The sequence below is a fragment of the Tamlana crocina genome (genome assembly GCF_012037625.1).
On record NZ_JAAVJS010000134.1, the window covers coordinates 1 to 529 of the forward strand.

Here is a 529-nt window from a genome sequence, read left to right on the forward strand (position 1 = left end):
TCCAGTTGCTTCGGAAGCAGCTTCTTTATCTCCGGATCCTGATAGAACTTGTTCTTTAGATGCTCATTGATGGTTTGCAGCAGCCAGAATTTGTTCTGATTTTGCCTTTTTTGACTGAAGTGGCCTTTCTCTTTTACCAGCTGTTCATATTCCTCGATGAGCTGCCACACCTCCTGTATTCCTGTCTTTTCTGTGGCACTGGTAAGCAGCACTTTTGGAGTCCAGCCACTTTCCTTCGCCGGATAAAGATGTAAGGCTCTGCGGAATTCAGATCTTGCTTTTTCGGCAGGTTTGAGGTTTTCTCCATCGGCTTTATTAATGACAATAGCATCGGCCATTTCCATGATGCCTCGCTTGATTCCCTGTAATTCATCGCCGGCTCCTGCAAGTTTCAGAAGCAGGAAGAAATCGGTCATACTATGCACTGTGGTTTCGCTCTGGCCCACGCCCACGGTTTCAATGAGCAAAGTATCAAATCCTGCAGCCTCGCATAAAATGATGGTTTCGCGGGTTGTTTTTGCCACGCCTC

Annotated in this window: 1 protein-coding gene; it reads right to left on the reverse strand. The window is 46.9% G+C overall.

The window, feature by feature from the left end; genetic code table 11:
- Positions 1-529 (reverse strand): P-loop NTPase family protein (locus HC176_RS15980; protein ID WP_483414754.1); only part of this gene is annotated, 529 nt, incomplete at both ends.